This window comes from Flavobacterium granuli, assembly GCF_031456055.1.
Lineage (GTDB): Bacteria > Bacteroidota > Bacteroidia > Flavobacteriales > Flavobacteriaceae > Flavobacterium > Flavobacterium granuli_A.
In genome coordinates this window covers 97,484-122,774 of the sequence record NZ_JAVDTX010000001.1, presented here as the reverse complement: position 1 = coordinate 122,774, position 25,291 = coordinate 97,484, and the positions used below count along the sequence as shown (strand labels likewise).

General features: G+C 35.2%; 30 protein-coding genes. 12 read left to right on the top strand and 18 right to left on the bottom strand.

Annotation, left to right across the window (positions count from 1 at the left end; genetic code table 11):
* Window positions 1-17: 17 nt before the first annotated feature.
* The 4 genes from nirD to J2W95_RS00530 all read right to left on the bottom strand — a co-directional run bounded on the left by nirD (window position 18) and on the right by J2W95_RS00530 (window position 4,415).
* Window positions 18-395, bottom strand: coding sequence for a nitrite reductase small subunit NirD (gene nirD, locus J2W95_RS00545; RefSeq protein ID WP_310002837.1), 378 nt, complete (start codon window positions 393-395; stop codon window positions 18-20).
* Window positions 396-520: 125 nt separating this feature from the next.
* The gene (gene nirB / locus J2W95_RS00540; protein ID WP_310002835.1) at window positions 521-3,028 is read right to left on the bottom strand and encodes a nitrite reductase large subunit NirB; all 2,508 of its coding nucleotides are present in this window, start codon (window positions 3,026-3,028) and stop codon (window positions 521-523) included.
* Between the two features lie 97 nt (window positions 3,029-3,125).
* Window positions 3,126-3,308, bottom strand: coding sequence for a hypothetical protein (locus J2W95_RS00535; protein WP_310002832.1), 183 nt, complete (start codon window positions 3,306-3,308; stop codon window positions 3,126-3,128).
* 210 nt (window positions 3,309-3,518) lie between these two features.
* A complete protein-coding gene (locus J2W95_RS00530) occupies window positions 3,519-4,415 on the bottom strand; it encodes a helix-turn-helix domain-containing protein (protein WP_310002830.1) in 897 nt (298 codons plus the stop codon).
* A gap of 176 nt (window positions 4,416-4,591) precedes the next feature.
* Between J2W95_RS00530 and J2W95_RS00525 the strand changes: the two genes are divergently transcribed.
* From J2W95_RS00525 to J2W95_RS00485, 9 genes are all read left to right on the top strand, one after another.
* Window positions 4,592-5,740 carry an aldo/keto reductase gene (locus tag J2W95_RS00525; RefSeq protein ID WP_310002829.1) on the top strand — a complete coding sequence of 383 codons (1,149 nt, stop codon included), beginning with the start codon at window positions 4,592-4,594 and terminating at the stop codon, window positions 5,738-5,740.
* Window positions 5,741-5,788: 48 nt separating this feature from the next.
* The gene (locus J2W95_RS00520; protein ID WP_310002827.1) at window positions 5,789-6,268 is read left to right on the top strand and encodes a nuclear transport factor 2 family protein; all 480 of its coding nucleotides are present in this window, start codon (window positions 5,789-5,791) and stop codon (window positions 6,266-6,268) included.
* Between the two features lie 71 nt (window positions 6,269-6,339).
* The gene (locus tag J2W95_RS00515; protein WP_310002824.1) at window positions 6,340-6,753 is read left to right on the top strand and encodes a nuclear transport factor 2 family protein; all 414 of its coding nucleotides are present in this window, start codon (window positions 6,340-6,342) and stop codon (window positions 6,751-6,753) included.
* A 10-nt stretch (window positions 6,754-6,763) separates the two neighbouring features.
* Entirely contained in the window at window positions 6,764-8,362 is a 1,599-nt protein-coding gene (locus J2W95_RS00510) for a carboxylesterase/lipase family protein (RefSeq protein WP_310002822.1), read from the top strand.
* A gap of 30 nt (window positions 8,363-8,392) precedes the next feature.
* A complete protein-coding gene (locus J2W95_RS00505; RefSeq protein WP_310002820.1) occupies window positions 8,393-9,478 on the top strand; it encodes an alpha/beta hydrolase in 1,086 nt (361 codons plus the stop codon).
* A 94-nt stretch (window positions 9,479-9,572) separates the two neighbouring features.
* Window positions 9,573-10,175 (top strand): flavodoxin family protein, encoded by a 603-nt coding sequence (locus J2W95_RS00500; RefSeq protein WP_310002818.1) that lies wholly within the window; start codon window positions 9,573-9,575, stop codon window positions 10,173-10,175.
* An 18-nt stretch (window positions 10,176-10,193) separates the two neighbouring features.
* Complete coding sequence (locus J2W95_RS00495; protein ID WP_310002816.1) at window positions 10,194-10,916, top strand: carboxymuconolactone decarboxylase family protein; 723 nt, start codon at window positions 10,194-10,196, stop codon at window positions 10,914-10,916.
* Between the two features lie 6 nt (window positions 10,917-10,922).
* A complete protein-coding gene (locus J2W95_RS00490) occupies window positions 10,923-11,975 on the top strand; it encodes an alpha/beta hydrolase (protein WP_310002813.1) in 1,053 nt (350 codons plus the stop codon).
* An 11-nt stretch (window positions 11,976-11,986) separates the two neighbouring features.
* Window positions 11,987-12,475, top strand: a complete 489-nt coding sequence (locus J2W95_RS00485) for a cupin domain-containing protein (RefSeq protein WP_310002811.1) — start codon at window positions 11,987-11,989, stop codon at window positions 12,473-12,475.
* 140 nt (window positions 12,476-12,615) lie between these two features.
* Here the strand turns inward: J2W95_RS00485 and J2W95_RS00480 are convergent, their stop codons facing one another.
* The 5 genes from J2W95_RS00480 to J2W95_RS00460 all read right to left on the bottom strand — a co-directional run bounded on the left by J2W95_RS00480 (window position 12,616) and on the right by J2W95_RS00460 (window position 15,304).
* Window positions 12,616-13,035 carry a DUF2141 domain-containing protein gene (locus J2W95_RS00480; protein WP_310002809.1) on the bottom strand — a complete coding sequence of 140 codons (420 nt, stop codon included), beginning with the start codon at window positions 13,033-13,035 and terminating at the stop codon, window positions 12,616-12,618.
* Between the two features lie 11 nt (window positions 13,036-13,046).
* Window positions 13,047-14,072, bottom strand: coding sequence for an NAD-dependent epimerase/dehydratase family protein (locus tag J2W95_RS00475; protein WP_310002807.1), 1,026 nt, complete (start codon window positions 14,070-14,072; stop codon window positions 13,047-13,049).
* A 55-nt stretch (window positions 14,073-14,127) separates the two neighbouring features.
* Complete coding sequence (locus J2W95_RS00470) at window positions 14,128-14,493, bottom strand: VOC family protein (RefSeq protein ID WP_310002805.1); 366 nt, start codon at window positions 14,491-14,493, stop codon at window positions 14,128-14,130.
* A gap of 109 nt (window positions 14,494-14,602) precedes the next feature.
* The gene (locus tag J2W95_RS00465) at window positions 14,603-14,971 is read right to left on the bottom strand and encodes an iron chaperone (RefSeq protein ID WP_310002803.1); all 369 of its coding nucleotides are present in this window, start codon (window positions 14,969-14,971) and stop codon (window positions 14,603-14,605) included.
* A gap of 27 nt (window positions 14,972-14,998) precedes the next feature.
* Window positions 14,999-15,304 (bottom strand): EthD family reductase, encoded by a 306-nt coding sequence (locus J2W95_RS00460; protein ID WP_310002801.1) that lies wholly within the window; start codon window positions 15,302-15,304, stop codon window positions 14,999-15,001.
* Window positions 15,305-15,576: 272 nt separating this feature from the next.
* Between J2W95_RS00460 and katG the strand changes: the two genes are divergently transcribed.
* Window positions 15,577-17,856 carry a catalase/peroxidase HPI gene (gene katG / locus J2W95_RS00455; protein ID WP_310004252.1) on the top strand — a complete coding sequence of 760 codons (2,280 nt, stop codon included), beginning with the start codon at window positions 15,577-15,579 and terminating at the stop codon, window positions 17,854-17,856.
* Between the two features lie 69 nt (window positions 17,857-17,925).
* Here katG and J2W95_RS00450 read toward each other — a convergent pair whose 3' ends face one another.
* The 6 genes from J2W95_RS00450 to J2W95_RS00425 form a co-directional block, all read right to left on the bottom strand.
* Window positions 17,926-18,315, bottom strand: coding sequence for a DUF1398 domain-containing protein (locus J2W95_RS00450; protein WP_310002799.1), 390 nt, complete (start codon window positions 18,313-18,315; stop codon window positions 17,926-17,928).
* Between the two features lie 20 nt (window positions 18,316-18,335).
* Complete coding sequence (locus J2W95_RS00445) at window positions 18,336-18,770, bottom strand: acyl-CoA thioesterase (protein WP_310002798.1); 435 nt, start codon at window positions 18,768-18,770, stop codon at window positions 18,336-18,338.
* Between the two features lie 110 nt (window positions 18,771-18,880).
* Window positions 18,881-19,303, bottom strand: a complete 423-nt coding sequence (locus tag J2W95_RS00440; protein ID WP_310002796.1) for a VOC family protein — start codon at window positions 19,301-19,303, stop codon at window positions 18,881-18,883.
* Window position 19,304: 1 nt separating this feature from the next.
* On the bottom strand, window positions 19,305-20,381 hold the full coding sequence (locus tag J2W95_RS00435) for a DNA alkylation repair protein (protein WP_310002794.1): 1,077 nt from the start codon (window positions 20,379-20,381) through the stop codon (window positions 19,305-19,307).
* Between the two features lie 9 nt (window positions 20,382-20,390).
* Entirely contained in the window at window positions 20,391-20,771 is a 381-nt protein-coding gene (locus J2W95_RS00430) for a nuclear transport factor 2 family protein (RefSeq protein WP_310002792.1), read from the bottom strand.
* A 164-nt stretch (window positions 20,772-20,935) separates the two neighbouring features.
* Complete coding sequence (locus J2W95_RS00425) at window positions 20,936-21,232, bottom strand: RNA polymerase alpha subunit C-terminal domain-containing protein (protein WP_310002790.1); 297 nt, start codon at window positions 21,230-21,232, stop codon at window positions 20,936-20,938.
* Window positions 21,233-21,382: 150 nt separating this feature from the next.
* Here J2W95_RS00425 and J2W95_RS00420 point away from each other — a divergent pair, with 150 nt between their 5' ends.
* A complete protein-coding gene (locus J2W95_RS00420; RefSeq protein ID WP_310002788.1) occupies window positions 21,383-21,934 on the top strand; it encodes a DUF4494 domain-containing protein in 552 nt (183 codons plus the stop codon).
* Between the two features lie 72 nt (window positions 21,935-22,006).
* On the opposite strand, the gene J2W95_RS00415 is transcribed toward J2W95_RS00420, so the two are convergent.
* Together J2W95_RS00415 and J2W95_RS00410 are read right to left on the bottom strand one after the other, a co-directional pair.
* Window positions 22,007-22,450, bottom strand: a complete 444-nt coding sequence (locus J2W95_RS00415) for a CHRD domain-containing protein (protein ID WP_310002786.1) — start codon at window positions 22,448-22,450, stop codon at window positions 22,007-22,009.
* A gap of 342 nt (window positions 22,451-22,792) precedes the next feature.
* On the bottom strand, window positions 22,793-23,089 hold the full coding sequence (locus J2W95_RS00410) for a hypothetical protein (RefSeq protein WP_310002784.1): 297 nt from the start codon (window positions 23,087-23,089) through the stop codon (window positions 22,793-22,795).
* Between the two features lie 416 nt (window positions 23,090-23,505).
* On the opposite strand from J2W95_RS00410, the gene J2W95_RS00405 reads away from it, so the two are divergent.
* Complete coding sequence (locus J2W95_RS00405; RefSeq protein WP_310002782.1) at window positions 23,506-23,736, top strand: HTH-like domain-containing protein; 231 nt, start codon at window positions 23,506-23,508, stop codon at window positions 23,734-23,736.
* Window positions 23,737-24,007: 271 nt separating this feature from the next.
* Here J2W95_RS00405 and J2W95_RS00400 read toward each other — a convergent pair whose 3' ends face one another.
* The gene (locus tag J2W95_RS00400; protein WP_310002779.1) at window positions 24,008-25,258 is read right to left on the bottom strand and encodes an NAD(P)/FAD-dependent oxidoreductase; all 1,251 of its coding nucleotides are present in this window, start codon (window positions 25,256-25,258) and stop codon (window positions 24,008-24,010) included.
* Window positions 25,259-25,291: the final 33 nt, after the last annotated feature.

Here is a 25,291-nt window from a genome sequence, read left to right as displayed (position 1 = left end):
ATTCAAAGATACATACATTATTCTAAAAACCCAACGAATACTTCATCTCCTTCGACTTTTACTGGATAAGTTGCGATTTTGTAATCTTCACCGTTTAGGTTGGAACCATCGACCAATGAAAAGGTTTTTTTGTGCATCGGACAGGCAATTTTTGGTACTCCATCAGCAGAACCAGTCATACCTCTGGATAAAACCATTTCCATTTTGTGTGGGCAGGCATTTTGGCAAGCGTACCATTCGTTTCTTCTTTCGAAGTTGAAAATAGCAATTTGCTTGTTTTTGTATTTGATACAACCGCCTCTATTACTTGGAAAATCTTTGATGCTTCCAGCTTTGAACCAAATTTTTACTGCACTTAGGTTTACGGTCTCGTATTGGCTTAATAGTTCTTCCATGGGATTTAGTTTTGTTTTCTGATCCCAGCCCCACTCGCAGATTAGTGAAGCCAAGATTAGAAATATTATTTTATTTTTTTAATTGGTGCAATTGCTTCGCCTGTTCGCTTCGCTCGGGTTGTGTTTTACCAAGGTCTAGGCATTTTTTGTTCTCTTAACGGAACAAATGCAATGTTGTCGTCTTTCTCATCTGTATTAACAAAGTGGCTGAAACGTTTCAATAATCTTGGTTTTTCCAATACTTGTTTCCACTCACACTCGAAAGTGCCAACAAGAGATTCCATTTCGGTTTCAAGAGCTTCGCAGATTCCCAGGCGGTCAAATATGATTACTTCTTTCAGGTAATCCAATCCGCCTTCCAGTTTGTCAAGCCAAGTAGCAGTTCTCACCAATGGACCCGCAGTGCGGATATAATACATCAAGAAACGGTCTAAGTATTTAATAACTGTTGCTTTGTCGATTTGTTCGGCCAATAAAACGGCGTGTTTTGGGTTGGCACCACCGTTTCCGCAGATGTAAAGATTCCAACCGCCTTCAACGGCGATTAAACCAAAATCTTTTCCTCTAGCCTCTGCACATTCACGAATACAAGCCGAAACTCCGCCTTTTATTTTGTGTGGTGCACGGATACCTTTGTAACGATTTTCAAGTTCAATTGCAAAACCAGCACTGTCGTCCATTCCGTAACGACACCAAGTGTTACCAACACAACTTTTGACAGCTCTTAATGATTTTCCGTAAGCATGACCACTTTCAAAACCATTGTCGATTAATGTTTTCCAGATTTTTGGCAGGTCATCTAAGTGTGCGCCGAATAAATCGACACGTTGCGCTCCAGTAATTTTGGTGTATAAATCAAATTGTTTGGCCACTTCACCGATTACAATCAGTTTTTCGGCAGTGATTTCGCCACCAGCAACCCTTGGGACTACTGAGTAAGTTCCGTTCCTTTGAATATTGGCTAGGAATCGGTCATTGGTATCTTGAGTGGTAACGTGTTTGTTCGCCGTATCGTTGTAGATACTGGAGAAAATTGAAGCGACTACTGGCTTACAAACTTCACAACCATCACCATTTCCGTGATGATCAATTACTTCGTAATAATTAGTGTATTTATTGATTTTGACAATGTCAAATAATTCTTGTCTGTTGTAATTAAAGTGCTCGCAAATGGTTTCCTTGATTTCTTTTCCAAGTGATTTTTGGGTGGCTTTTACGATGTCCACAACCATTGGTTTACAACCACCGCAGCCTGTTGTTGCTTTTGTCAATTTCACGACATCAGATAGAGTAGTTGCTGTTCCGTCAATAAGCGAGCAACAAAGAGCGCCTTTGGTTACGTTTTCACAAGAACAGATTACTGCTGTGTCTGGTAAGTCGGTTACACTTCCTAGAGTTGATCCTTCACCGCCACGAGAACCTAGAATTAAATCTTCTGGATTTGCGGGTAAAGCCATTGCGTTGGCGTAAATTTGAAACAAAGCGTTATAGTCTGATGAATCTCCTACAAGGATTCCGCCTAAAAGTGTTTTTCCGTCTTTGCTGACATTGATTCTTTTGTAAATACCACTGAATTTATTCTCATAAACAATGCCGGTAACATTTTCATTTTCGATAAATGGATCACCAAAACTTGCCACTTCAACTCCAATCAATTTCAATTGAGTAGACATATCAATGGTTTCTCTCATCGTTTTATCACCATTCAGGATTTGCTCTGCAGCAACATCTGCCATTTCGTATCCTGGAGCTACAAGGCCGTAAATCATTTGATTGTATAAGGCAACTTCACCAATCGCATAGATATTAGGATCTGATGTTTGCATTTTATTATTAACTACGATTCCGCCTCTAACGCCTACTTCAAGTCCAGAGACTCTCCCGAGTTCGTCGCGAGGTTTAATCCCAGCCGATATAACCAACATATCCACATTTAACAATTCATCATCTGCAAACATCATCCCTTTTATACTTTCTTCACCAGCGATGTATTGTGTTGCTTTATTAAGATGAATGCCAATGTTAAGTTCTTCTATTTTTGATTGAAGCATATCACTGGCTCCTTTGTCTAATTGTCTTGGCATCAATCGAGGTGCAAATTCAACTACGTGAGGGTTTAATCCTAAATCACGTACTGCTTTTGCAGCTTCCAATCCTAATAATCCACCTCCAAGAACAGCGGCTTCGGTAGCGCCATTGGCTTTTATTTTTTTTGCATAACTCATAATGGCATCTAAGTCCTCTATGGTTCTGTAAACAAAAACTCCTTCTTTTTCTACCCCATCAATTGGAGGTACAAAAGCTGCAGAACCTGTAGCCAAAACTAAGTAATCATACTCATATGTTTTTTCTAAGTGCGTATGTATTGTTTTTTGCTCTCTATTAATGTCTGTAATTAACTCCGAAGTATTAAGTATGATATTATTCTCTTTATACCAAGATGTAGTTGAAAGAGACAGATCATCAGCGGACTTACCTGCAAAGTATTCACTCAAGTGAACTCTGTCATAAGCGCGTCTTGGTTCTTCTCCAAATACTGTAATTTGATAATTTTCTTGCCCAGATTTCGATATGAATTTCTCGCAAAATTTATAACCTACCATGCCGTTTCCGACTACTATCACATTAATCATAATCATTTAATTAAGTATTACTACGCAAACTTACGTATAAATACTTAATTTAAATACTTAATTTTTTATTTTTTTTCTAAAATAGAATCATTTTTAATTATTGCAGTTCGAATTCCAAATAAATACGTAGTTGAATATGGGCGTGTCCCCGCTCTAGAACATTTTTGATAACTAGGGATATTTCTGCTCTAGCGGGGTCAGGCTGTCCGCTGTATTCCCGATTAACAAAAACTACGGCAAAAAAGCCTTGTTTTTCTAAATCGGGAGATGCCGCTTTCATCCTTCACGCGATTTCTGCATTAAAGGGGTTTTGCAATTAAAATAATTGAATATTTATGAAAAACTAACTAGATAGGAGCTCGAGTGTTTTTAGTAGGAGAATCTACAGTTTTGCTAGGTGTACAGTCTGAGGTGACTTTGAGTTTGGACTTTTTTTGATTTTATACAAAATAAAGTCCGGTCTCTACAAAATTAAAATCTTAATAATTTTCTAATTTAAGACCCTATATTCATTAGGCGTATTGCCTACATGTTGTTTGAAAAAACGAGTGAAGTGTTGTGGATATTTAAATCCCAATTCATAGGCTACTTCATTGATGGTTTTAGATGTGCCAAATATTTTGTCTTTGGCGATCTCGATAATTTTATTTTGAATGTATTCCTGCGCTGACTTTCCAGTTTCTTTTTTAATTAGATCACCAAAATAATTGGCTGATAAATTAAGTTCACCAGCGTAATAGGCAACGGATGGTAATCCAATATTTTGAGGTTTATCTGAGGAAAAATAGTTAGTCAGTAATTTTTCAAATTTTTCAACAATTCCTTTATTGGCATTATCTCTGGTAATAAATTGACGATCATAAAATCGTTCGCAATAATTCAAAAACAACTCAATATTTGAAGCAATAAGTTTTTTGCTATGCTTGTCAATGGATTGTTTTAATTCAAACTCAATTTTTGCAAAAGTATCCAATACAAGTTGCTTTTCACGTTCGGACAAATGCAATGCTTCGCTGGTATTGTAGCTGAAAAAGTTGTAATCATGAATGCTTTTTGCAAGCGATGTACCCCGAATTAAATCAGGATGAAAAACCAATCCATGTCCCATTGGTTGATAATAATCTATTTTGTTTTCTACATCAATAACTTGACCAGGAGATATGAAAACTAAGGTTCCTTCCTGATAGTCATAATAATTACGACCGTATTTTAAATCGCCACAGTTTACTTGTTTTAAAAATACACAGTAAAGTTCAAAGTTCATTCTAGAACCAGTTCTTTCTTTTGCTTTTGAAAAATCAATTACACTAACCAAAGGATGTAATGTCTCGTGATTATTAAAAGCATTGTACTCACTAATGGTTTCAAAGTTAAATGCTTGTTCCATGGTTTATTATTTTGTTTTACAAATTTAAGCATTTAAGCATAGCTTTGATAGTGGTTTAAGTTCAATCAGTAATCTTGGTAGTAGATTCAGTAATTCATATACTAATGCCCTTGTATTTAGTTCGGTAATTTGTAATAGTAAAATAATTAAAACTGTTATCTAACTAAAACATAATTATGAATCGTAGAAATCTTTTAAAAACTGCTGGACTTGCAATAGCTGGAAGTGCATTAGTACCTTTATCTTCTTTCGCTCAATCTTCAAATTCGGAAACTAAACCTTTCAATAATGACAACTCAATACAGCCATTGTCTAAGAAGCGAAAACTTGGTGCTACTCTTGAAGTTTCAAGTATAGGGCTTGGTGTTCAGAACATGACCCGCACGTATCAAACTACAATTCCCTCTCGTCCAGAAATGATCAACATCATTCGAACAGCCTTTGATAAAAGAGTTACCCTATTTGATGCAGCTGAGGCATATGGCCCTTTTGAAGTGGAAAAAATTCTTGGAGAAGGTGTAGCTCCTTTCCGAGATAAAATAGTGATTGAAACAAAGTTTGGCTGGAATATAGACCAGGAAACAGGTAAGCGATTACCTGGATTAAACAGTCGTCCTGAACACATCAAAATTGTAGTGGAAGGAATGCTCAAACGTCTTCGCACTGATCGAATAGATTTATTGTATCAACACCGTGTAGATCCGCAAGTACCAATTGAAGATGTAGTTGGGGCTATTCAGGATTTGATAAAAGAAGGCAAAGTATTGCATTACGGATTGTCGGAGCCAGGATCTCAAACTGTAAGACGAGCACATGCCATTCATCCCATTGCAGCTATTCAAAATGAATATTCAATGCTATGGCGTGGACCGGAAAAAGAAATTATTCCACTATGTGAGGAACTTGGTATTGGTTTCGTTCCTTGGAGCCCACTCGGAGTGGGTTTTTTAACTGGTGCTATTGATGCCAATACACATTTTGCCCAAGGTGATATTAGAGGAAATGAGACTCGTTTCTCGGCAGAGAATCTACCTAATAACTTAAAAATCGTAGATTTATTAAAAAAATGGAGTAAACAAAAACAAGCTACTCCTGCCCAAATTTCGTTGGCTTGGCTATTGGCTCAAAAACCTTGGATCGTTCCAATACCGGGTACAACACAGATGGCTCATATGTTGGAAAATATTAGAGCTGAAGAAGTAAAATTCAGCACAGATGAATTAAAGGAATTCAATAAAGAATTGAATGTAATTCAAGTTTTGGGTGAAAGATTACCTGCTTTTGTTCAAGCGTTTTCTGATGTGGAAGCACCATTAAAGAAATAATAGTAAAATTAAAAAGCATAATTATAATTTAACTTTAAAGTAGATCATATGAAGATGTTCATTATGGGATTGTTTTTAATTGCAAGTTTGCAATACTCCTCAGCTCAAGAAAATAAAACAAGTACTGTAGTTCCGAATTACACAAAAGAAGAACAAGAAGTCATTCAACTCTCTAAAGATAAATGGCAATGGATGGCCGATAAAAATGTCGATAAACTTGAACCACTCTTTGACGACAAATCAAAATTTGTCCATATGAGTGGCACTTGGAAAAAGGGAGAAGAACTTGATATTATTAAAACAGGTAGAATTTGGTACAAGAATACGAAAGTCCATGATGTAGCAATTGAAACTTTTGGAAAAATGGCAATCCTATGGAACCGAATTACACTTGAGGCCAATGTCCGGGGGACTGATGTCGTGACTGAATTTACTGTAACGGAAGTTTATCAAAAGCATGGTAATGATTGGAAACTTTTAGCCTTAACATTTAGTAGTGTGCGGGATACCCATCAAATTCAGAAATAGAAAAAAAGAAAAATAAACTAAACTAATTAAAAATTAATCACATTATGAAAAACTCAATTTTCGGACTACTTATGTTCGCTTTATTTACAGCTAATACTTTTGCACAGAATACGACAGAACAAGAAGTTATTCAACTATCTAAAGATAAATGGCAATGGATGGCCGATAAAAATGTTGATAAACTTACTCCATTGTTTGATGATAAATCTGTCTTTGTTCATATGGGAGGAAGCTGGGGAAAAAACCAAGAAATCAATGTAATTAAAAGTGGAGGAATTCATTATAAGAAAGCAGATATCCATGAAGTGTCAGTAAATATTATCGGTAATACGGCGATACTTTTAAATAAAATCACACTATTAGCAGTAGTGGGAGGAAATGAAGTTACCAATCCGTTTATTGTAACGGAAGTATATATAAAAGAAAATAATGGATGGAAACTGGGCTCATTGTCGTTTACTAAGCTAATGACACCTGGACAATAAAATTTGAAAAATGAAAAAAACACTTATTGTAATTGTATTATTTTATTCTACTGTATACGTAAATGCGCAACAAGTAGTATCGCAAAGCCTTTCAAGTGAAGTTAGTACTGCTTCGGGAACCGTACGTGGAATAATCGAAGATGGTATTTCTGTTTTTAAAGGTATTCCTTATGCAGCACCGCCAGTTGGTGCAAATCGCTGGCGACCTCCACAACCCGTATTACCATGGAAAGATGTACGAGATGCTAGTAAATTTTGCGCAGATTGTCCACAAGCAGGCTGGCCACGAGGCTCTGGCATATCGAAAACTTCAGCCGAAGATTGTTTGTTTCTGAATATCTGGAAGCCTGCCGTTGCTACAAGTAAATCAAAATTACCGGTTATGGTATGGATTCATGGCGGGGCATTTGTGTTTGGTAGTGGTAGTGGTCTTTCAGGAGCTGCATTTGCAAAACAGGATGTAATACTTGTAGCTATCAATTATCGTTTGGGTCGTTTGGGCTTTTTTGCATTTCCTGCTTTAACTAAAGAAAATCCAAATGAATATAAAGGCAGTTATGCCTATATGGATCAAATTGCTGCATTGGAATGGATTCAGAAAAATATAGCTGCCTTTGGAGGAGACCCAAAAAACGTAACTATATTTGGAGAGTCCGCTGGCGGAGTATCTGTACATTCTCTTCTGACTATACCATCAGCAAAAGGACTATTTCAAAAGGCTATAATTGAGTCTGGAGGTGGACGTGATGGCGTGCTCACAGCCAGACCGATAGATGAAGAAAATGTTGACTTACATTATCCAGTTTCTGCTGAAAGTATTGGAGTTAATTTTGCAAAAAGATATAATATTGAAGGTACAGATGCTGATGCATTAAATAAATTGCGATCACTCAGCGTTGCAGAAATTATTGATGATGGACAAGAAACAGCAGGGCCAAATGGACCACCTACTTATTCGGGGCCTATTCTTGATGGACGTTTGGTAACCGAAACAGCTGAGAGTTCGTATAAAGCAGGAAGACAGCATCGAGTTCCGTTAATTATTGGATCGAATAGTGCAGAAGTGCCGGGTGGTTTTGTTAATGCAAGTTCAAAAGAAGAATTGCTTTCATCGTTTGGTAGTTTGAAAGATGAATTTTCAGCGGCCTATGACCCTGATGGCAAAACTGATTTTGAAAAGATACTGACACTTGTCAACACTGATAAAGTTTGGGCAGAGCCAGCTCGCTTCACTGCAAGGGCTTTTACAACCAAAAAAGTGCCTTCGTACTTATATTTTTTTTCATACGTACCTGAATCCATGAAGGAAAGAATGAAGTATGGAGCATCTCATGCATCGGAGATTCCATATGTATTTGACAATCTAGTCGAAGGATATGGTTTTAAGCCGGTACCAAAAGATAAGGAAGTGGCTAAAATAATGAATGCTTATTGGGTTAACTTTGCTAAAACGGGTAATCCAAATGGTAAAGAATTACCAAAATGGGAAGTTTACAACACAAATAAAAATGAAGTGTTCGAATTCAAAGTTGATGGATCTGCGGGTAATGTCAATGATAATAGGAAAACGCGATTGGATGTAATTGAGAAGTCTGTAGAGAAAAAGTAAACAGTAGTAAATAGAGATAAATAAAATAAGATGAATAACAAAATCATTAGCTATTGGAGTGTTTATTGTTTGTTATTGGTAATGGCCAGCTCATCACTTATAGCGCAAAAAAAAATAAAACAAAAACCGTTACTAATTGAAGAGCAAGGGAGCTTTGCTGTTGGAGGTAAAGTCTTAACAAATCCTGGTATATTCGATCCATATAAACCCACTCCTGAAGGACAAACTTTTCATGGAGACCATGCTTATGTTTTTTATCAAATTCCAACAAATGCACACAAGTTACCATTAGTGATGTGGCACGGCATAGGTCAGTTTTCTAAAACATGGGAGACCACTCCCGATGGACGAGAAGGGTATCAAAATATTTTTCTCCGCAGAAACTTTCCTGTTTATGTGATTGACCAACCAAGAAGAGGTAACGCAGGAAGAAGCACCGTAGCGGCTACCATCAATCCAACACCTGATGAACAGCAATGGTTTGATGTATTCCGTATAGGTATATGGCCCAATTATTTTGAAGGAGTTCAATTTGCTAAAGATTCAATTACACTCAATCAATATTTTCGTTCTATGACACCTAGTATTGGTGCTATTGATAGTAATCTTAATTCGGATGCGGTTTCAGCATTATTCAACAAAATAGGTCCTGGAATTTTGGTTACACATTCCCATTCTGGTGGTATGGGATGGCTCACTGCTGTAAAAAATAAAAATGTCAAAGCAATAGTAGCTTACGAACCAGGTAGTGGATTCTTGTTTCCTGAAGGTCAAATCCCATCACCTTTAACAAGTTCGGCGGGTTCTCTAGAAGCGAGTTCCGTTCCAATGAAAGACTTTATGCAACTTACCAAAATACCTATTGTTATTTATTATGGAGATAATATTCCTGAAAGCCCTTCAAACAATCCTGGTGCAGACGGATGGAGAGTACGTCTCCAAATGGCACGCTTATGGCGAGATGCAGTAAACAAAAACGGCGGTGATGTCACTGTTATTCATCTGCCAGAAATAGGGATTAAAGGTAATACCCATTTTCCTTTTTCAGATTTAAATAATATTGAGATTGCCGACATAATGAGTAAATGGCTAAAGGAAAAAGGTTTGGATAAGTAAAATCTTTAGTCAACTATTTAGGAGTCTTGTTTCATTTAGCAATTAATCCATCATAAAAAAAATAAAAATGAAGAGGCTAACAACATTTTGTTTTATGATAACCACAGTAATTCTTATGTTTTCGGGTTGTAGTAAAGCGCAAGAAACACAACAGAAAAAGGATGGATTCCTAACTGATAAAAATGTATTGATTGTGTATTTGTCAAGAACTAAAAACACTAAAGCAGTCGCTACGATTATTCATAAAAATACTAGCGGATCACTTGTAGAACTTGAATTAGAAAATCCTTACCCTGAAGATTATAAAGCAATAGTTAGTCAGGTAGCAAGGGAAAATGAAACGGGTTTTCTACCACTTCTAAAAACAAAAATTGATCATGTTGAAAAGTATGATATTGTGTTTGTTGGTTTTCCAACTTGGGGAATGCAATTGCCACCACCGATGAAAAGTTTTTTAAAACAATATAATTTGAGCGGGAAAATTATTATTCCTTTCAATACCAATGCTGGGTATGGAATTGGAAGCAGTTTTCAAACAGTGAAAGAGTTATGTCCTAAAAGTACTGTGTTGGAAGGATTTTCTACTAAAGGTGGAATAGAAAGAGATGGTATTTTATTTGTGATGGAAGGTGAAAAAGAAAAACAGGTACAGATTGAAGTTCAAAATTGGTTGAAAGAAATAGGTTTAGTTAATTGATGCATTAAACAAATGAAAATGAAGACATTTTTAAAAGAAATACTATATGTTACGATTGTAATTGTTGCAGTCAATGTGAATGCGCAAAGTGGTGCTGTCCAGAATTTAAGTAATAAAGAACAAGCAATTATAAGTATTGCGGCAGTTACGGCAAAAGGTGATTTAGAAAAGCTAAAAACAGAACTGAATGCTGGGCTGGACTCTGGTTTGACTGTCAATCAGATCAAAGAAGTTCTTGTTCATCTGTATGCCTATTGTGGATTTCCCCGCAGTATTCGTGGATTACAAACTTTTATGACAGTATTAGAGCAGCGTAAAACCAAAGGTATTAATGATGTTGTGGGCATAGAAGCATCACCTATAAAAGTTGGGGTTAGCAAGTATGATCGGGGCAAAGCTATTTTGGCAGAGCTAACTGGCACATCACAAGACGGTCCAAAAAAAGGTTATTCTGCATTTTCTCCTGAAATTGATGTCTTTCTCAAAGAGCATCTTTTTGCTGATATTTTTGAACGGGATATTTTAACTTATGCTGAAAGAGAGTTGACAACAATATCGGTACTTAGTAGTATTGGAGGTGTAGAACCTATGCTTCAATCGCATCTGAATATATGTCTGAATGTTGGTTTAACTCCAAATCAATTACAGCAATTTATAGGAGTAATCAAATCAAAAATAGATGAAAAAGAAGGAGAGGTAGCTCAAAAAGTTTTGAACGAAGTCTTAAAAACTAAAAAATAAAATAGCATGAAAAAGATAATATTTCTACTGACAGTGATTACATCAGGAATAGATGTAGATAATCTAAAAGCACAAAATACATATAAGCAAAATCCCTTTACTTTGGTTTATGAAGGAGCCATTACCAAAAATGAAATAGGAAAAGTAAATATTCATCCTGTCACCTATAAAATTAAAGAGATTACAATAGTTGCCAATGTTTACACACCAGCAAATTTTGACTCATCAAAAAAATATCCTACAATAGTTATTGCTCATCCTAATGGTGGAATAAAAGAACAGGTGTCAGGTTTATATGCACAACGATTAGCAGAACAGGGTTATATTACTATCACTGCAGATGCGGCATATCAAGGTGGAAGCGGTGGTGAGCCTCGTAATGTGGATAAACCGGCAAACCGAATTGAAGATATACACGCAATGGCTGATTTTATTTCTCAATATAATGGGGTTGACACTTCAAAACTTGGATTACTCGGGATTTGTGGCGGTGGTGGTTATTCTTTAAAAGCAGCCCAATCAGACAAGAGATTTAAAGCAATTGCCACTTTAAGTATGTTTAATTCGGGTGTGGTAAGACGTAATGGTTTTATGAACTCACAATTTTCAACAATTCAGGAACGATTAAAACAAGCTTCAGATGCTCGTGCCCAAGAAGCAGCAGGTGGCAAAATTATGTACGTGGGTGATACTCAACTTACGGATAAACAAATAGCAGCACTACCTTTCGATTTATATCGTGAAGGATTTGAGTATTACGGCAAAACACATGCTCATCCTAATTCTACATTTAAATACACAAAGAGCAGTCTGATGGATTTAATGACTTTTGATGCCAGCACCAATATGGACTTGATAAACCAGCCTTTGTTGATGATGGCAGGAAGTAAAGCGGATTCCTTTTATATGACGGACGACGCATTTAATAAAGCCACCAATACGAAAACAAAAGAATTATTTCTAATTGATGGAGCTACACACATACAAACCTATTGGAAACCCGAATACGTATCGCAGGCAGTGAATAAATTGGTGAATTTTTATCAAATTAATCTTTAAAATTTAAAAAGATGAACTTTAAAAAATTAGCTATACTATTTATGATTGGAGTGTTTGCGTTTTCTTGTAAAGCACAAAATAAATCGACACTTTCAACAAAAACAGAATCACAAGAATCAATCATTTTTCCCAAAGGCGAAAAAATAACCAATAATAATTTTATGGGTGCAGTATGGCTGAATAATTTGGTTCAAGCCGATAGTGTAAATCAAAATGCCGTTGGGAGCGTAACCTTTGAACCAGGTGCAAGAACAAAATGGCATTCCCATCCGGCAGGACAGATTATATTGGCGCTTGATGGTGTAGGATATTATCAGGAAAAAGGAAGTCCGAAAGTTATTGTAAAAAAAGGAGATGTTGTAAAATGCCCAGCTAATATTCCTCATTGGCATGGTGCAAGTTCAGATACAAAATTTATTCAGGTAGCAATAACAGGAAGAGAAAAAGGGGAAACAATTTGGTTGGAACCAGTAACTGATGAGCAGTACAATCATTTATAATTTCCAAAATGTGTAATTTTAGAAATATTGAATTGGTTTGTATTTCTTAATGATATTGTGTGTAGGTTTAATGGTATTGCTAAAGTCAGATAGTGTTTGATACAAGATTTCCGTGTCATCTGGAACCAAAATTTTTATTGTTAGTCAAGTAATTTTATCATTATTGACTTATTGTTATTAATTTCAATTTTACAATCATTAAAAGTTGGTTTAGAAAACTTTGGTTTAAAATTATTTGAAAATCCATAAGGTTCTGTTGGTATCCCAATGAAATTCAAATTGCATTTTTTATCAGAGTTTATATCTTGATACAGAGAAATTGCATAATCATCTTGTGTTAAATCTTTCAAGACAAAAACTATTGTGTCATTTGTGACAACTTTAGAACCAGTTCTGTATTCTTTGCCTTTCAAAAGAAATGATTTTTCATTGTTGAAAATTCCTACTTCAACGCTGCCTTTCTGAGTCTTTACATTTGTTACAGTAATTTTTAAATCAAACTTTTCTGCTTCGAAAGAGAAGTTATATAAAGAGATAAATAGAAATAGTAAATAGTTCATAAGTTCTTATTTTATTTGTCCGAATTGAAGAAATGGTCCATCCATTTCTTGTCCTGGTTATGAAATGCAATTAATGGCTCAGATTGTTTTTGTAAATAATTTTTTATTGGCTTTTTAAAGATTGAAATAAATTTTGTTTTAAAATCTGATAATTTATGTTTTTCATTTTCAAAATAATTTTCCAAAGTATCGTTTCTAAAGTGCAATATGTTGTTCAAAATATCTCCATCATCGTAAAAGCCACAATGGAAATTCTTTTCAGCAAATGACTTTGGATGAAAATCAACATCTCCTAAACCATAAATACTAAATGAACGGGACAAAAAGTCTTTATAAGTTATCCTGCAATTTTCACCACCTCCTAAATTGAATATCTTTTTTGATAATTGTTCTTGGTGCTCTATTGCATTGACAAATGCTCTCGCCGTATCAACTGGAGTTGCAATTTCTAAGGAAGTTTTTAGTGGTTGATGAAACATTAATTTAGAGATTTTATGGCCACCCATTATAGCTGCCAATCTAAAGATAGTCCAATCAAGTTTGCAATTTTGTATTATATTTTCAGCTTCAATCTTTGTTTTGGCATATTCATCACCGAGACTTGGTTTTAAATTGTCATTGCTATTTATAAATGGATTCTCAAGTCTGTCTCCATAAACAGAAATAGATGAACTGTAAATAAAAAAGGCTTTTGGCGAGTTTATTTCTAACGACCTAATTAATTTTTCAGTCCCGACTGTATTTACAAGATAAGATAGTTTTGGTTTTTCGTCAGCGAGTGGAGGTATTATTGCAGCAAGATGTATAACGATTTCTTGCCCAGCCCCAATAGTATTTAAATCATTCTCATTAAATATGTTTCCGTAAACAATATTAATTTCATCCTTATAGGAATTGAATTTTCTTTTAGATTTAGATGATTTTACATCAAAAACGGTAATATCGTACAGCTCCTTATTTTTGTATAGTTGTTTTAATACTTCAAATCCAATTGTTCCAGAAGCTCCTGTTAATAATATTTTTTTTCTCGCTTTCAATATGATGTTTTTTATTTATTAAGTATAAGCTTCTAATTCTTTCAAATAGATTCTACTATTTATAAAACTCCCCAATATGCCATAGAATTCCTGACGGATCGTGGATAAAACATTCCTTGCCCCAATCCATTTCTCGGATAGGAACTAATTTTACATTTTCATATTTGGCAAGCAAGTCCAATCTCAAAAGTTCGTTCCAAAATTGCTGAACATCTTCGACTTCCAAAAAAAGCATAGTGTTATCTATCCAATCTTTGACATCAGCGTCCTGTAGATAAAATCCGATTCCTTTGGTTTCAAAATAAGAGAAATTAGGTCCCAATATAATTTCCTTAAAACCTAAGTCTTGATAAAAGCTTCGGGAAATCTGAAAGTCTTTGGAACCAATAAAAGGTCTGATTGATTTGGCTTTGTGAATCATTTTTTTAAATAAGCTAAGTTACTAAGAGTCTAAGTTACTAAGTTTCTGAGGTTCTAAGTGAGATATTTTGTTTAATCTTAGAAACTTAGTATCTCAGGTCCTTAACCGCTTATTTTTCACCATATTTCAACTCATTTTCCTTAACCCTAAACACAACGATCTGTTCTATCAGCCAGTAGGGAATTGGGTGGTCAATAGGAAACTGAACGGAACCTTTTCCCTGTTTATAATTGGAAAGTTCATTGGCAAACTCCGTGTGCCCTGTTGGTGTTGCATAAAAGCCTATGTGTTTTTTATAGCCTGCAAAATAGACCAAAGGTTTTCCGTAGGTCTTGTAGGCGGGCATTCCATAGGAAATACTTTCCACGGCTTCGGGAGCTTTTTTTATAATGGTCATTCGAACTTTTTCCAAAAGAGATTGTATGTCTTTTGGGAAGGTTAGGATGTATTCTTCAACAGAATTAAAATCGGTTTTCATGCCTTATTGTTTTTCGTTGTTTAATTATTAGCTTCCAATTAAAACGGTCGGTAATCCACCTGTAGAAATTCGGTTGGCATCTGCGGCGACTTCTTGCATACCTGCTGATGACATCGCCGACTGAAATGCTTCAGGAGATTCAAAAGGCATTGTAAACATTTGGTAGAAAGGCTGTTGGCCGTTGGGAGTGGGGAGAAATTTTGTTACCGTATAGGGTTTTGCAGTTATAGGTATCCCTGTTTTTTCATGTAATAAAGCGATATGACTAACATATTCATCTTCAAATTGTTGCACATTGACAGGTTGCGGATAGAGTACGATTAATTTTAGCATGTTATTGTTCTATTTTTTGATGCCTACTCTAGTTGGTTTTCGGCTTACCCGTTTAATTGTGCTGATTTTTGCATTAAAATTGAGGTTTTAAACTGTGATTTTGACCTAACTAAATTACAAATAAAAAAGGGATTAAGATCAAATTCAGAATTAATCTAAATTGAAGTTTTACGCTATAACTATAAATTTTATCTATCAAAAAAATAATTTAGATAAATTTAATTTTGTTAAATTAGTCGTAAGTTTTTAAAAATCATTAAATTATGGAAAATATGGAAAATCAGAATGGTCATTCAAGCGGGGAAGGTAAATGTCCATTTTCGGGAGATAGCCCAAAACAAAGTTTAGACTCAAAAAGAAGAAATAATAATTGGTGGCCCAATCAGTTACAAGTTGGAATTCTTCGTCAAAATTCAAACCTTTCCAATCCGATGGACGAGGATTTTAATTATGCGGAAGCCTTTAAAAGTCTTGATCTTGAAACTGTAAAAACGGATTTACATGCACTCATGACTGACTCACAAGAATGGTGGCCGGCCGATTTTGGTCATTATGGCGGTTTATTCATAAGAATGGCATGGCATAGTGCAGGGACTTACAGAGTAGAAGATGGTCGTGGTGGTGCAGGCGCAGGACAACAACGTTTTGCTCCGCTAAACAGTTGGCCAGATAACGTAAGTCTTGATAAAGCAAGAAGATTATTATGGCCTATCAAACAAAAATACGGAAGAAAAATATCGTGGGCAGATTTGATGATCTTAACTGGGAATATTGCCTTAGAATCTATGGGCTTTAAAACATTTGGTTTTGCCGGAGGAAGAGCCGATGTTTGGGAACCGGAAACAGCTGTTTACTGGGGCTCTGAAACTACATGGCTAGGTGGTGACGAACGTTACAAAGACGGTTCCGAAGGTGTACCGCAAGAACATGGAGTTGTTACATCTGACGATAATCCTGATGGACATATTCATTCTAGAAATTTAGAAAAACCGCTTGCAGCCGTACAAATGGGGCTTATATATGTAAATCCGGAAGGTCCAGACGGTAATCCGGATCCTATTGCGGCTGCCAGAGACATAAGAGATACTTTTGGTCGTATGGCTATGAATGATGAAGAAACAGTGGCATTAATTGCGGGTGGACATACATTTGGTAAAACGCATGGCGCAGCTCCTTCTGATCACGTGGCAGAAGAACCTGAAGCAGCTGGTTTAGAACTACAAGGTTTTGGATGGAAAAATAGTTTTAATTCTGGTAAAGGTACAGATGCTATTACAAGTGGTCTGGAAGTTACCTGGACAAAAACGCCAACACAATGGAGCAATAACTTCTTCGAAAATTTATTTGGTTTTGAATGGGAACTTTCTAAAAGTCCGGCCGGTGCACACCAATGGGTAGCAAAAAATGCTGAACAAATCATCCCTGACGCTTTTGACAGTTCTAAAAAGCATTTACCAACAATGCTTACAACAGATTTATCATTACGATTAGATCCGGAATATGAGAAAATATCACGACGTTTTCTTGAAAACCCGGATCAGTTTGCAGATGCTTTTTCACGTGCGTGGTTTAAATTGACACATCGTGATATGGGGCCTGTTACACGCTATTTAGGAGCAGATGTTCCTCAAGAAGAATTGTTGTGGCAAGATCCTATTCCGGCAGTAAATCATGAATTAATAGATCAGAACGATATAGAGCAATTAAAAGGAAAAATTCTAAATTCAGGATTAAGTGTTTCTCAATTAGTTGGAACTGCCTGGGCATCGGCTTCTACTTTTAGAGGATCTGATAAACGGGGAGGAGCCAATGGAGCACGTATAAGGCTAGCTCCTCAAAAAGATTGGGCTGTAAATAATCCGGCTCAGCTTAAAAGCATCCTAGATAAGCTAGAAAGTATTCAGGCAGAATTTAATGCTGCGCAAGGTGGAAAGAAAGTTTCATTGGCCGATTTAATTGTTTTAGCAGGTTGTGCAGGAGTAGAGAAAGCAGCTGCCGCAGGAGGAAGCTCAATCAGTGTGCCTTTTACGCCAGGCCGTATGGATGCGTCTGCAGAGCAAACTGATATTGAATCTGTTGGATTTTTAGAGCCTAAAACAGATGGATTCCGTAATTACCGTAGAACAAAATCATCTGTTGCAACAGAAGAATTGCTTATAGATAAAGCACATTTATTAACGCTTACTGCACCAGAATTAACAGTGCTTTTAGGAGGATTACGTGTATTAGATATAAATGCTGATGGATCTAAAAATGGTGTATTTACACATCGTCCTGGTCAGCTTACAAATGATTTCTTTGTAAACCTGCTTGATATGAATACACAATGGCAATCTGTTTCTAACGATAAAGAACTTTATACAGGAAATGATCGTTCAACAGGTCAGCCAAAATGGATTGGTACTCGTGCCGATCTTGTTTTTGGTTCTAATGCGGAATTAAGAGCTCTTGCTGAAGTTTACGCAAGTAGTGATGCTCAGGAAAAATTTGTAAAAGACTTTGTGGCAACATGGAATAAAGTCATGAACCTAGATCGCTTTGATTTGGACTAAATAATTATCTCCTATTTTATTAAAAAGGCGGTCTGTTTTCAGACCGCCTTTTTTATTTTATTATAAAACTTAAACTGAAATTTTTTCAATTAAAATTGTAGCTCCTGATTGATCAAAATAAGTGCAGGTCATTTCAATAATATCAACTCTCCATCGTGCAATTCCACATTGACCAGCATGATTGCAAAACGTTAAATAATCGGTTTGACCGTCTTGGTGCATCACTAAAAATTCGATGAATCTCTCTTTATTGGCTGATGTGGCAATTTTTATTTCATCATATTTTTCATCTGAGGCAACAGAGTAATTATTTACTCCATAATATTGAACTTTGCCATCATTTACAAAAGTATCGTATCCTTTTACGCCTAAGATAATTAAATCTTGTATGTAATTAGGAAAATCAGCACCACTTTTTACTTTAGAATGGGCTTCTTTTATTTGTTCTATTGTAAACATATTTGATTTTTTTGGATTAATTATAACGAGATAAAATCAGCTGTTTTTGGAAAAACACTTAGGGCATCAACAACAACTTGTGGAGTAGGAGTGGCTAGTTTACGGATTTTAGTATCCATCCAGGCACCATCAACAGTAATAATGGCACATAATACATCTTCTTTGTAAAACTCATGAACAATTGACCAACGGGAGGCATCGACTTTCATTTTAGCCATTTTGGTTTGCATGATAATTTCATCCGATAGATTGATTTCTTTTCTAAAAACACATTCTTCCCTAAATAATATTGGGCCAATATGTTCCGTTTGCATCACTCTTAATGTTAATCCTAATTGTGCTAGTATTTCAACACGGTGTTGTGCTCCAAAATCATAATAGGCACTGTGACGTAAATGAAAATTTGGATCTAAATCAGACCAACGAAAGGATAGTTGCTTGCTAAATGTAGCCATAGGGTTTTTAATTTATGTATGTTTTGTAAGCAAATATAACGAGGATTTTCATAAGGGCAAAGCGAACGGATCGATCATAGAATCTAATTATAGAATAATTCCGTATTCAGCTAAGCATCAAGAAGTGTCTGTATGTCAAACTTGGTCATTTGCATAAATGCTTGTATAACTCTTGGTGATTTTTCTGGGTCAGCCATAAGTTCACCTAAAACTCTTGGAACTATTTGCCACGAAACACCAAATTTGTCATCGAGCCAGCCACATTGATTATAGATTCCGCCTTCGCCTAATTTTTGCCAATAGTGATCAATTTCTTCCTGTGTTTCACATTCTATGACATAGGAATTAGCAGGCGAAAATTGATACATTGGACCACCATTTAAGCCCATAAATTTATTACCGTTTAATTCAAAGTTTACTACAAATTGATTTTCGGAAGAGATTTTTGAGTTTTTGAAAATAGAACAATAATGCTCAGCTGCTGCTTTGGCTTGTCCGTCAAACCATAAGCAAGGATAAATTTGATTTGCCATTTTATTTTAATTTTAAGTAAAAGTCTTTTTCCTGTTTGTCAAGTTTTTCAATAGCATATCGCAGTGTGACTCTTGGCATTGTGGGTGCGAATCGATTCAAGAAATCAATCAGCTTTGTTTTGTCTTTTTTTCCGGCTTCCCTTATCCAACTTCCAACGGCTTTGTTTATTAGTTCTTCTTTGTCGTTCAAAAGGATTTCGGCAATTTTGAAAGTGTCATCAATTTGACCTTTTTTAATAAAAGCATATGTGCTGACAATGGAGGTTCTTCGTTCCCAAATATTTCCCAAATTTGCCAATTGGTACAATATTTCTCGTGGTTTGTCTAATAAATATTCTCCGATAATGTTATACGCGCCCCTGTCCACAAAATCCCAATTATTGAGTCGGTCGTGTCGTTTTAGATAGAATTCAAATAATTCTTTCTTGCGTTCGGTCGTGGTTTTTTTGTGTTTAGCCTGAAAGTCCATAATACTAACTGCACCCATTCTTATTTCATAAAAATCACTATCGAGTAAAATGTCTATTTCGGCAAGGGGCATTTGTGTAAAATCTTCAGCTGTTTTAAAAATGTCTCCAAACTTTACTCCAAAAGCTTTTGTTTTATTATCATTTCCCTTGAAGTATTTTTTAACTTTTCCTAATTCTTCATCCGACTTAAATTGAGACAGTTTTTCAATAAATCGACTAGCGGTTAAGTCTGTTTCGGAATTGATATTTGCTGTATTTGTTTCTATTTCATTTGGCCTAATTTGGTCTGCAAGTTTTTTTGGTGCGATTTCACAATAGGCCGTTATTAAGGAGTCAATGAATAAATCTTCACGAACTTTCTTCATTTCAATTAATGTCCAACCTTGTTTCCCCCATTTGTTATCTACAGGGAAAATAATTGTCTTGTCCGCAGCAGAAAATATGCTTTGGTCTATTTGAGATAATTTGACACAAGCCCTTTTATTTTTGTCGTCATATGTCGCAAAAATTTTCTTTTTCACTCTGAAAGATATCTTTTCAAAATGAGGATCTTCAGTCACTTCGGGAAAGGAAAGTGCAATTTTTCTAAATGTGTCAATAGCTACCATAAATGGGTATTACTTTTTCACAGGCGTTAAGTGTGTCAAAACGCACAGCCATTTTTCATTTTCATTTTTATAAACATCAGTAATCCATTCGTCTGCTTCTACAGATTGTTCGTGCCAAGTTCCGGTATTTTGTCCACGGCCAGTTACTAGCGCAATGTCCCCATATACTTTTACTCTTAAAATCTCTTTGGTCATTGTCGAATGTGAAAGCAAACCTCGTTCAAGTACATAAAAAAAACTTTCCTGTGGAATTATTCCACCTTGACTGTCAATTAGAACCCAGTCGGTTGTTATGCATTTTTTGATTTCTTCAACTCTATTAGAAATTAAAGCTACATTAAAGTTGTCTTCAATTTGTTGAAACTGTTGTTTTAATTGATCTTCTGTCATTTTATCTGTGTGTTGGATGTTTTACAATAACTGCTAACATTTATACGCTTGGTGTATATGACTTTTGAAGCAGCTTATTTTTTACTACAGCTAACGAAGTTAAGAAAAATAAAGAAGTAATTTATTGATTTTTAAAGTGTTGTGGTGTTTTTATTGATGATTTTTTATTGATTTTGTTTTGCAAAAGTCAGATTTTTGGATGCAAGAGCTTCTCGTAATTTTAGAATAGCAGTTTTTCCGATTCCGTGTAATTTTAAAATATCTTCTTCACAGTGTTTGGAGAGTTTTATCAAAGTAGTAATGCCTGCGTTTTCAAGCGCGCGTCTGGCTGGAGCAGAAAGCAGGGAAAGAAAACCTTCTTTTGGTTTGCGTTGCGCTTCACATATAGGGCAAGTTGGGCAATCACTGCTTTTGTAATAGTTATGTCCGTTTTCACAAGTTCGTAAATTTTTCTGTGACATTTTTCGAATCATTTTTGTATAGCTAAAATAGCAAAAATGATCAAAAAAATAACAATCTCATGAGTCATTCGAAATTGTGAATATCTATTTTTTGAATTGTGGAATTTATTTTCTTTAAAATCTATCTTTGGCATCCTTAAAAAAATATATATGAGCACAATTTGGTACGAATGCAAAGTAAAATATAGAAAAACAGATGAAACTGGTGGACAAAAAGTTGTAACAGAACCTTATTTGGTTGATGCTTTGTCTTATACGGAAGCCGAAAGCAGAATTAATGAAGAGATGTCTGCATATGTTAGTGAGGAATTTAAAATCACGAATATAAAAGTGGCTAATTATGCCGAAATTCACCCTTTTGAAAATGCTGATCGTTGGTTTAAGTCAAGAGTTTCTCTAATGGCTTATGACGAAGAAAGTGGGAAAGAAAGAAAGTCGAATATGTATTTGTTGATACAAGCTAATGATGTAAAAGAAGCTTTCGATAACACGACTCATGTAATGAGTACCACGATGGGAGAATATACGATTCCTGCTATTTCGGAATCTCCAATTATGGATGTTTTTCCTTATTTCAGTGGAGAAGAAGGAGAGACTGAACAATTAGAAAGATTCAATGCGTTGAAAGCTTCTAGACCAGCAACAGTTGAGGTAGAAGATACTATGGAATTTGCCCCAGAATATTTGGAGGAAGGTGTTTAATTATAAAAAGGTCCTAGCTACTTTATCTGGACAACTGGTTGAAAATAAGTTTTTGTTAAATTGTAAGAGGGCTCAGCCATTGCTACTTTTAATAAATGTTCCGCTTATTTCTCCATTAGGATAAGCTTCAGTTTGCAAATCTATGTGAAAATGGTTGGCCATAAGTTCCGCAATTTGATCATCAGTAATTGTAAAATGTAGAATTATTGGAATAGATGAAGTATTCGTCTCCGGAAAGGGAAATGCAATTACTCCGTCAACTCGACGTATGTGACCATGTATGGGCAATATTCCTGAATGGGTCACCATAATATCAATTGTTTTGGCAGTTTGGTTAAATTTGAGTGTTGCATTACCAGATGCGGTTGAACCAGTTCCAACTACAGGAGTTAAGACGGCATCAAAAGTCATAATAACAGGAGCGGGTGTAGGAGCGGGATCGTCATCGTCATTTGAACAAGAAACTCCAATAAAAAACAAAAATAAAAGGGCTGAAAAGTTAAAGAAAAGTTTCATAATTTTAATTTTAATGGGTTCAAAAAAAGTTATAAAAAATATCTTAATCAAATTGTTTTGAGATTTTGTAAAGACCTTTAAAATTACACTTTTATTTTTGTTTTGAATACGATAATATATATAAAGTATTGATAATTAGACATTTGTAATTTTTAAAAGTGATATTTTGAGATAATCATATTTATTTGGGTTCCTTTTAAATAATGTGTAGATTTGAAAATAATGTGCAATAAAAATAACGTCAAAAGCAATTGAAATTTGTAAATATCTATTTACAAAAAAGAGGACCAAAAGTCCTCTTTTTTGTTGTTTAATTTGAAAATGTGGAATTGCCAGTATAAATTAGGAAATCTGTTTTAGAATTTCTCTTTTGGAATGGCGAACCAATACTTTGAATTTTTCATACCACCCTTTCCAATCTGCTGTACCCATGTCTTTTGCAAGTTCTTTTTCAAAATCTGCAAGTGTGACATAAGATGATTCAAAAATCAATCGGTAGCTTTCTCCTGTAAAATCGGTTAAAAACCGATTTCCAGTTGTTTGAGGTAACAATCCGCCTTTTGTGGCTTCATCAATCAAAACTTTGGCATCTTTATAACGGCCAAATTGCAGATAAAATATTTCACGAACTATGTACATGAGTATAAAATTTAAGAGTTAAACAAATAATTTTACTCCTATAAAGTTATGAAATAATGGAATTGAATAGGTTTTAATGTATTGAAAAACAGAATCTTGTGTTGTATTCGTTTTTGTGTCAGAAAAGAACTTTAAAATTTTATAATGATCCATTATTTACTTTGCTAGTTGGTTTGGTTACTACTGTTATCTAATATCTAATAAACGAATTCAATTACAGAATGAAGTTGGTTATTTGACCAGACTCATTATTAAAAGCAATTCTCGATGAAAATTATTTTCGTTGAAGCTTCATTTTCTGGGATGTAATTTTAAAATCATAATTTTTAAATAATTTAATATTGTAATGTGTTTATTAGTAGATGTTTGGCATGAATGTTGGTAAATAGATATTGTAACAAATAAAATATGAAATTATGAGTATAGCAGAATTGGGAGCTGTATTAAACAGCATGTATAATGATGCTTCAATGGAAGATGCAGGATTGATGATACGTTTGTTTGGGATAAGATATGCTGCTGAAATAAAAAAAGAGAATTACTCTAATGAGGAAATTATCAAAGCATCAGGAATTTCGGAATTATATGTTTATGAATTGTCAAAAGGGTTGAAACTGTCTGAATATGTTAACTCTAAACAATTATAGCCAGATTTATATTTGTTTTTCTGATTACTTCATTTTGCATTGTTTCAAAAATAAAATAAGCTGCAATATCTAAATTTAGATATTGCAGCTTATTTTATTAATTAAATCTTCTTATGAAAATTGATGCTCTAGCCCTGATGGAAACGACATCCTTTTGTGTTGGGGTTCGATACAAAAGATATAGTGTACAGCAGGAAGTAGCTCCATATATTCTTTTTTATTGGGATATTTTCTCTATAAAAAACTCATTACAATAAATCTTAGTTATGGACTAAGATAATTTTTTGCGGTCTTCCATCTCAATGATGTGAGCCATATTTTTGATGAGATTGTCATGTTTTTTTACAAATGGATTTTCTTCATCCCAGACGTAGCCAGCAAGTACGGCACATATTTTTCTTTTTGCATCTGGGTTTTCAGGTTGATGGAAAAACAGTGTTTGCAGGTTTCCAGTGTACCACTCTTTTACGTAAGTGGTAAAAACGGCAATTCCTCTTTTCATATATCCGGTAAATTCGGTTTCCCAATCTACGGTAATTCCCTCCGTTTCTTTGAGGTATAGTTTGGCGGCAAGCATACCTGATTCGGTTGCAAATGAAACACCAGATGAGAATACAGGATCCAAAAACTCGGAGCTGTTTCCGGTAAGCGCGAAACCGTCTCCATACATTCTTTTGACGGATCTAGAGTAGTTTTCTAATTTTACAGGCTCAAATAAAAATTCAACTCCGCCAAATCGTTTGATATAAAAATCAGAAAGTTGAATTGCATTTTTCAGCGCTTCGGCATTGTCTTTATTGGCAGAAAGCGAATTGATAAAATCCGTTGGTCCCACAACACCAAGACTAGTGTTACCATTTGAAAAAGGAATAACCCATAACCAAACTTGGGTTTCCAATATGTCAAATGAAATCAATGTTCCTTCCTCTCCATCAGGACGATTGATATCTACGACATGAGTAAAAATAGAGGAATGTGGGTCTAATTTGGAAGGTGTGTCCAAATCTAAAAGCCGTGGTAACACTCTTCCATAACCGCTTGAATCAATGATGAATTTGGCGTGGATTTCTTTTAGGTTGCCTTCCTTGTCTTTTACGATAGTAGTTGAATTTTTTCCTTGAAAAGTAACAGAAATCACTTCCGACTCAAATTCTAAATCGATGCCTTTTCGAATCACTTCTTGAGCCATCGTATTGTCAAAATCGGCTCTGGGCACTTGCCAAGTCCAATCCCATCCTTCTGAAAATTTCTGACTGAAATCAAAAACACAAATTTCTTCTCCACGTATAAAACGGGCACCCAATTTTTTTTCAAAGTTCATTGCATCCAAACATTCGAATAGATCTGCTTCCGCAAAATGATCCATCACCCTTGGAATAAGGCTTTCGCCAACGACTAAACGAGGGAATTTTGTTTTTTCGACAACCTTAATTTTGACTCCTTTTTTATGAAGATATGAAGCGGACACACATCCGGATGGTCCTGCTCCGATGATTAAAACATCTACGAATTCCTGTAACATTTATTTGTTGCGATTAAGTTTTATAAAAATGTA